This window comes from Brevibacillus porteri, from assembly GCF_003013475.1.
Lineage (GTDB): Bacteria > Bacillota > Bacilli > Brevibacillales > Brevibacillaceae > Brevibacillus > Brevibacillus porteri.
The window spans coordinates 1-5495 of the sequence record NZ_PXZO01000050.1 but is presented as its reverse complement, the minus strand read 5'-3'; the positions used below and the strand labels follow the sequence as shown (position 1 = coordinate 5495).

Annotated in this window: 7 protein-coding genes; 5 read left to right on the top strand and 2 right to left on the bottom strand. The window is 44.6% G+C overall.

All coding sequences use genetic code 11. From position 1 onward, the window contains the following. Window positions 1-92 precede the first annotated feature (92 nt). A complete protein-coding gene (gene cwlD / locus C7R92_RS23640; RefSeq protein WP_279629827.1) occupies window positions 93-809 on the top strand; it encodes an N-acetylmuramoyl-L-alanine amidase CwlD in 717 nt (238 codons plus the stop codon). A 111-nt stretch (window positions 810-920) separates the two neighbouring features. Beyond that, window positions 921-2033 carry a P-loop NTPase gene (locus C7R92_RS23635; protein WP_106835859.1) on the top strand — a complete coding sequence of 371 codons (1113 nt, stop codon included), beginning with the start codon at window positions 921-923 and terminating at the stop codon, window positions 2031-2033. A gap of 52 nt (window positions 2034-2085) precedes the next feature. Here C7R92_RS23635 and gerD read toward each other — a convergent pair whose 3' ends face one another. Continuing rightward, window positions 2086-2730, bottom strand: coding sequence for a spore germination lipoprotein GerD (gene gerD / locus C7R92_RS23630; protein ID WP_106835858.1), 645 nt, complete (start codon window positions 2728-2730; stop codon window positions 2086-2088). A 125-nt stretch (window positions 2731-2855) separates the two neighbouring features. Here gerD and C7R92_RS23625 point away from each other — a divergent pair, with 125 nt between their 5' ends. Continuing rightward, a complete protein-coding gene (locus C7R92_RS23625; RefSeq protein WP_106835857.1) occupies window positions 2856-3443 on the top strand; it encodes a KinB-signaling pathway activation protein in 588 nt (195 codons plus the stop codon). Window positions 3444-3469: 26 nt separating this feature from the next. Here the strand turns inward: C7R92_RS23625 and pdaB are convergent, their stop codons facing one another. Continuing rightward, window positions 3470-4240 (bottom strand): polysaccharide deacetylase family sporulation protein PdaB, encoded by a 771-nt coding sequence (pdaB, locus tag C7R92_RS23620; protein WP_106835856.1) that lies wholly within the window; start codon window positions 4238-4240, stop codon window positions 3470-3472. Window positions 4241-4365: 125 nt separating this feature from the next. Here pdaB and C7R92_RS23615 point away from each other — a divergent pair, with 125 nt between their 5' ends. Together C7R92_RS23615 and C7R92_RS23610 are read left to right on the top strand one after the other, a co-directional pair. Further along, window positions 4366-5019 carry a stage II sporulation protein M gene (locus tag C7R92_RS23615; protein WP_106835855.1) on the top strand — a complete coding sequence of 218 codons (654 nt, stop codon included), beginning with the start codon at window positions 4366-4368 and terminating at the stop codon, window positions 5017-5019. A gap of 115 nt (window positions 5020-5134) precedes the next feature. After that, window positions 5135-5368 carry a hypothetical protein gene (locus C7R92_RS23610; protein ID WP_026042929.1) on the top strand — a complete coding sequence of 78 codons (234 nt, stop codon included), beginning with the start codon at window positions 5135-5137 and terminating at the stop codon, window positions 5366-5368. Window positions 5369-5495: the final 127 nt, after the last annotated feature.

Genomic DNA, 5495 nt, shown 5'->3' with positions numbered 1-5495 from the left:
ACTCCCTCCTACTCGATTTTTCACAAACGGGTATATTTGTCCTTGTTTGTCCATAAGATGGAACGAGAATGGGACAAAGGGGACGATACACTGTGACACGAAAAGGAGTAGGCTGGATATTGGCTTTTGCGGTACTCATGCTGTTGTTCACCTACGAAGCGCCTGATCGCTCTTCCTGGCAGGCATGGTCGCTGCCACTGACGGGAACGGTTATAGCCATTGACCCAGGGCATGGGGGACTAGACGGCGGTGCTGTTTCCAAAGCCGGTAATGTGGTTGAAAAGGAAGTGACCTTGGCCATTAGCATGTACTTGCGGGATTTCCTCCAGCAGTCGGGTGCATTTGTGGTTATGACAAGGGAAGAAGACAAGGATTTGGCTAGTCCAGATGCAGCGCAGGCGCGTAAACGAAAATCTGAGGATATCCGAAACCGGGTGAAGCTGGTCAATGACAGTACACCAGATTTTTTGGTCAGCATTCATGTGAATTCTATCCCTTCTCCGAAATGGTCGGGAGCGCAGACTTTCTATTCCCCCACCTTCAAAAAGAGCGCAGAAGTTTCTTACCTGATACAAGATGAAATCAAACGGGTGATCGGTCATACAGATCGTGTTCCGAGTAAGACGAACAATGTGTTCTTGATTCGGGAGGTTAACTGCCCGGCCGTTTTGGTAGAAGTAGGCTTTGTCAGCAATACGGAGGAGGCAAAGCGACTTCAGAGCGTTGAATACCAAAAGGCAATGGCGAATGCTATTTATCAGGGGATATTGCGTCAGTATTCCGGAGAAAAAGCGCCAATTACACCTTGAGAGGGCGGTGGTCGTGTCCCAACCGCCCGAATATGCTATAATGAACGCGCATACGCTGTCGTTATACCAGCATGAAAATGTTTGAAAAGATCATAGATGAGGTGAACCAGAATGTTGACCAGAGAACAGGTTCTCGAAGCACTACGTGATGTAAAAGACCCTGAAATTAATCGTAGCTTGGTCGAGCTCAACATGATTCGGGATATCCATATTGAAGGCAAGACAGTAAGCCTCACGGTCGTTCTGACGATTTCGGGCTGTCCACTCAAAGCCAAGATCGAGGACGATGTTATCGCAGCTGTGAAAGCGCTAGGAGCCGAAGAAGTACGTCTGCAATTCGGTTCGATGACAGACGAGGAACGTGCGGCTCTGTCTGCCCAGCTTCGCAATAACCAAGGTGGGCAAACACATAACATGACACCGGGACAAGCTCCTCTTTTGAACCCGATCTTGGCAAAGGATTCGAATACGACCTTTATTGCGGTCACTTCCGGAAAAGGCGGCGTCGGAAAATCGACGGTGACAGTGAACCTGGCTGTTGCACTCGCACGTTTAGGAAAAAAAGTGGGCATAATCGACGCAGACATTTACGGCTTTAGTGTGCCCGATATGATGAATATTGAACAACGTCCAACCGTGATTGGTGAAACCATTCTGCCTGTTGAAAAGCAAAACGTAAAGGTTATGTCCATGGGCTTTTTTGTGGAGGACAACTCTCCGATCATTTGGCGTGGCCCTATGTTGGGGAAAATGCTGCGTAACTTTTTCACGGAAGTACACTGGGGCGAAGAATTGGACTACCTCTTGCTGGACTTGCCTCCAGGAACGGGAGATATGGCCCTCGACGTACACACCATGATTCCGCAAAGCATGGAGATTGTGGTAACCACTCCTCATGCTACTGCAGCGTTTGTTGCGGCTCGCGCAGGTGCTATGGCAAAGCGGACTGGTCATGAAATCCTCGGTATTGTGGAAAACATGGCGTGGTACGAAGCAAAAGATGGTTCGAAAGAATACGTATTCGGGCGTGGTGGAGGAGCTAAGCTTGCCGAGACATTGACATGTGAGCTGCTCGCTCAAATTCCGCTGGGCCAACCGGATAATCATCCATCTGAACCTGATTATTCCCCATCTATCTATGGAGAAAAGACGGAAATTGGTCAGCTTTACATCGATATGGCCAAACGAGTCATAGATAAATGCGGGGAAGCTGTCAAACAATAATATCCAAGAAGATGAAAAAGGTGGGCTCTCCAATAGAGCTCACCTTTGTGTTTTAGGAAGAAGGGTTTTCGCCACCGGATTTGCTGCCGCCTTCGCCACCTTCTTTTCCCTTTCCTTTTTTCTTTGACTTTAGTTCCTTAGGCTTTGTCATGTCCTCGGATACTTTGGTCATGATCTTCATGAGTTCAGCCTGGAACAAAGGACTTTGCAAGGAATCCTTCATCACTTGCATGATTTGTTGTCGATAAGCAGAGCTTTTCATCAGGTCCATCAAATTTTTCTCAAACTCAGGGTCTTTCATTACGCTTATGAGCTCTTTTTGGTATTCAGGGTCCTTCATCAGGTCTTTCATGAGCGTTTTTTGCTCGTTTTTCATGGACTTCGCCATGGCGCTTGCGAACTTCGGGTCTTTAAATGCTTCTTTGATGTGCGTACTATTTGGATTCGTCATGCTTTGAATCAAGGTTGTCCGCACTGTTGACTCGTCGAGCATCAGGTTTTGCTTAAACTTATCATCCTTCATCATCTTGCTAACAGATTGCTTCGCTTCGTCCGTCTGTAATATGTCCAGCACCATGTCTTTGACGCTTTTATAATCAGGCTGAGACGAACTTTGCGCTTGTCCGCCACCCCCGCAACTGGTTAGCACCAGACAGACAAGAGCGGTTAACCAAAAAGACATCGTCTTTTTTCTCATGGGGTGGACACCTCCTTCTTTACTCTGCCTACAAGTAACGTGTGCATTTTGTTTTGTTCTTACGCTAGTATTTTCTTGTATCCATTGGTACAATCATATTCGATGTGGATGGGAGGGAATACTTGGTGAGTTTGCGTAAGTATGGCTGGCTTTTTATTACCACGCTCTTGCTCGGGGGATTAGGTGGCATCCTGGTTGCCCTTATCTTTGATTTGGACAAGCTGCTCGTAGGAAGCACCGGTAACTTTTTTGTCGGCTTGTTTATGTATCTACTGTATGGAATGACCATTAGTATTGTGGCTCAGATGGGTTTTTTTGCGTATATGACGATTAATTATTTCGCTAAAACGATATTTAAAACGGCTTCCCTGTGGAAAAGCGTCCAAGTATTTCTTATTTTGTTTGTCTTTTTCGATATGATTTATCTTCGCTATACGTCCTTCGGTGAAGGAAAAGGATTTGGTACGTACTTTATTGAGCCAACGCTATTATTGATTGTCGCTATTGTTACCGCATATGGAAAAGTGAATCTGACCAATAAATCTGCATGGATACCGACGATGTTCTTTATGTTTGTCGTGACGGCACTGGAATGGATTCCAGCATTGAAGGAAGATAATGTGCGTGCCACTCTGTCCATGCTCGTTCCACTATTGTTTTGTAACGTCTGGCAAGTCATGCAATTGCACCGTCTGGTAAAAAGAGAAAGCTGACCCAATGAAGGTCAGCTTTTTTTGTTTTAGTGAATTTCTTTGCTGTCTACACTTGTACCCGAAATGAGTTCTGATACCGTAACGAATTCATAACCATCCTTGCGAAGTTTATCAATGATCACAGGGAGGGCAAGATGTGTATCTTTCGCAGAATCGCTCGCGTGCATCAGGATGATGTCTCCTGGATGAGCTTTCGATAATACATTATTGATGATCACATCAGTTCCCGGATTGGTCCAATCTTTTGAGTCCGTATCCCATTGAATGACGGTATAACCCATGCGATTCGCGATTTCCAGCACTCGTTTGTCAAAATCACCATTTGGCATCCGAATGAGTGTAGGTTTCTTTCCAGTCATTTCGGTTAGGATGGAGTCGGCTTTGGCCATTTGGGAGCGAATTTCTTCATCGGAGTATTTGGTGTAGTTATCGTGCTTGTGACCGTGCGAACCAATCTCTAAGCCATCTTCCTTGATGCGTTTCAAGATGTCAGGATGTCGTTGACTCCAAGGCGAGGAGAGGAAAAAAGTCGCTTTGTTTACCTTTTTTTCTTTCAGCAGATCCAGTATAGGTAATGCTCGTGTCTCTCCCCAGCTAATGTCAAAGGTAAGGGCGATTTTCTTTTCTTTGGTGTCGACCTTATAAATAGCTTGGGGGGCTTGTGTGCTGGCACCTTCCGCAAAGGCAGCAATTGAATCGCGTTCCGCATAACCAATTCCAGCAGTGAGTACGATGGCCATGACGATAATTAAGATTTGCTTTAATCGTTTCGCGCTGATCACGTAAATGAATTTCATGGATAAGCACCTCCTTTGTCCGATAACAGTTTATGCAGGGAAGACAAGGATATTCTTTGGCCTGTTGGCTATTGTTGAGGTACAATGCATATAGTGAATGAAGAGGCAGTAAAGGGGTGTGTTGCATGGGCAATCGATTGCGGCATTTATGGCTTGATAACCGAAAATATTTCTTCGCCGCATGCTTATTATTTTTTGGTGGTGCCTTGATTGGTTATTTTCAAGCACCGGTTGTCGAAGATATGGTCGATAAAATGATGGGCCAATTAAAGGAAATTGCTGAACGGATAAAAGATAACGGCGGCGGACCTTTAGCGGTGTTCTGGATGATTTTTTCCAATAATGTTTTCAGTGCTTTGATGATGATGGCGCTGGGAATATTGTTTGCATTCTTTCCCATAATTGGATTGCTCACGAATGGAGTACTGCTTGGATTTATCCTTTTCAAATACAGTGCTATGGGAGTAAGTCCATGGGTTATTTTTAGTGCAGGTATTTTGCCACATGGAATTTTTGAGCTCCCAGCTATCCTGTTTGCAGCGGGAGTTGGTATTCGTTTAGGCGTGCTAAGTTTACGCTCAGTGGGAGTTCTAATCCAACCACACAAGATGGCACAATTGAAAAATGACTGGTATGATACGCTCAAGCAATTTCCAGTAGCGGTTCTTACTGTGATTGTTCTGTTGTTCGTTGCTGCTATTGTAGAGAGTACGATTACGCCAACCATTCTCAAGGAAACCGTGGGCCAACAACTACAGCAATTGAACTTACTGAAATAATTCAGATTTGCCAACAAATTGAAGCCTTCCTAAACGGAGGGCTTTTTATTTTGAATAGGGCTGAATTTTGATGGAAAGGATAGAGGAGAGACTCGTAAGGCGGAGGGCGATATCGTTGCTAGGGTTTTTGTTTAATACAAAAGAAGTACAGGAACTAGAATACTTGTTAAAACGTGAGCTGGAAGAGATGCTTCTTGATTTTAGTGATAAACGAATTGATCATCTAGTGAAGCGGGCTATGGAGGAGAGATACTCCATCATGTTTCGCATGTATGCAAGAATCGCCTCTCCCAATGAATTATCTAAGTATGTCAGACGCAGAAAACTCGGGGAAGAGAATTATACTTAAAAACTTTTTTAAAAAACATATTGACTCAAAGATAGGTAACGTGATAGATTAGTTCTTGTCCTTAAGACGCCATCACAAATAACGATGAACATTGAGGACAGGAAATTGCTCTTTGAAAACTGAACAG

What these genes read in the sequence shown, in the direction of transcription:
- C7R92_RS23635 (WP_106835859.1), top strand. Translation starts at nt 921, where the DNA reads ATGTTGACCAGAGAACAGGTTCTCGAAGCACTACGTGATGTAAAAGAC.
- gerD (WP_106835858.1), bottom strand. Translation starts at nt 2,730, where the DNA reads ATGAGAAAAAAGACGATGTCTTTTTGGTTAACCGCTCTTGTCTGTCTG.
- pdaB (WP_106835856.1), bottom strand. Translation starts at nt 4,240, where the DNA reads ATGAAATTCATTTACGTGATCAGCGCGAAACGATTAAAGCAAATCTTA.
- C7R92_RS23615 (WP_106835855.1), top strand. Translation starts at nt 4,366, where the DNA reads ATGGGCAATCGATTGCGGCATTTATGGCTTGATAACCGAAAATATTTC.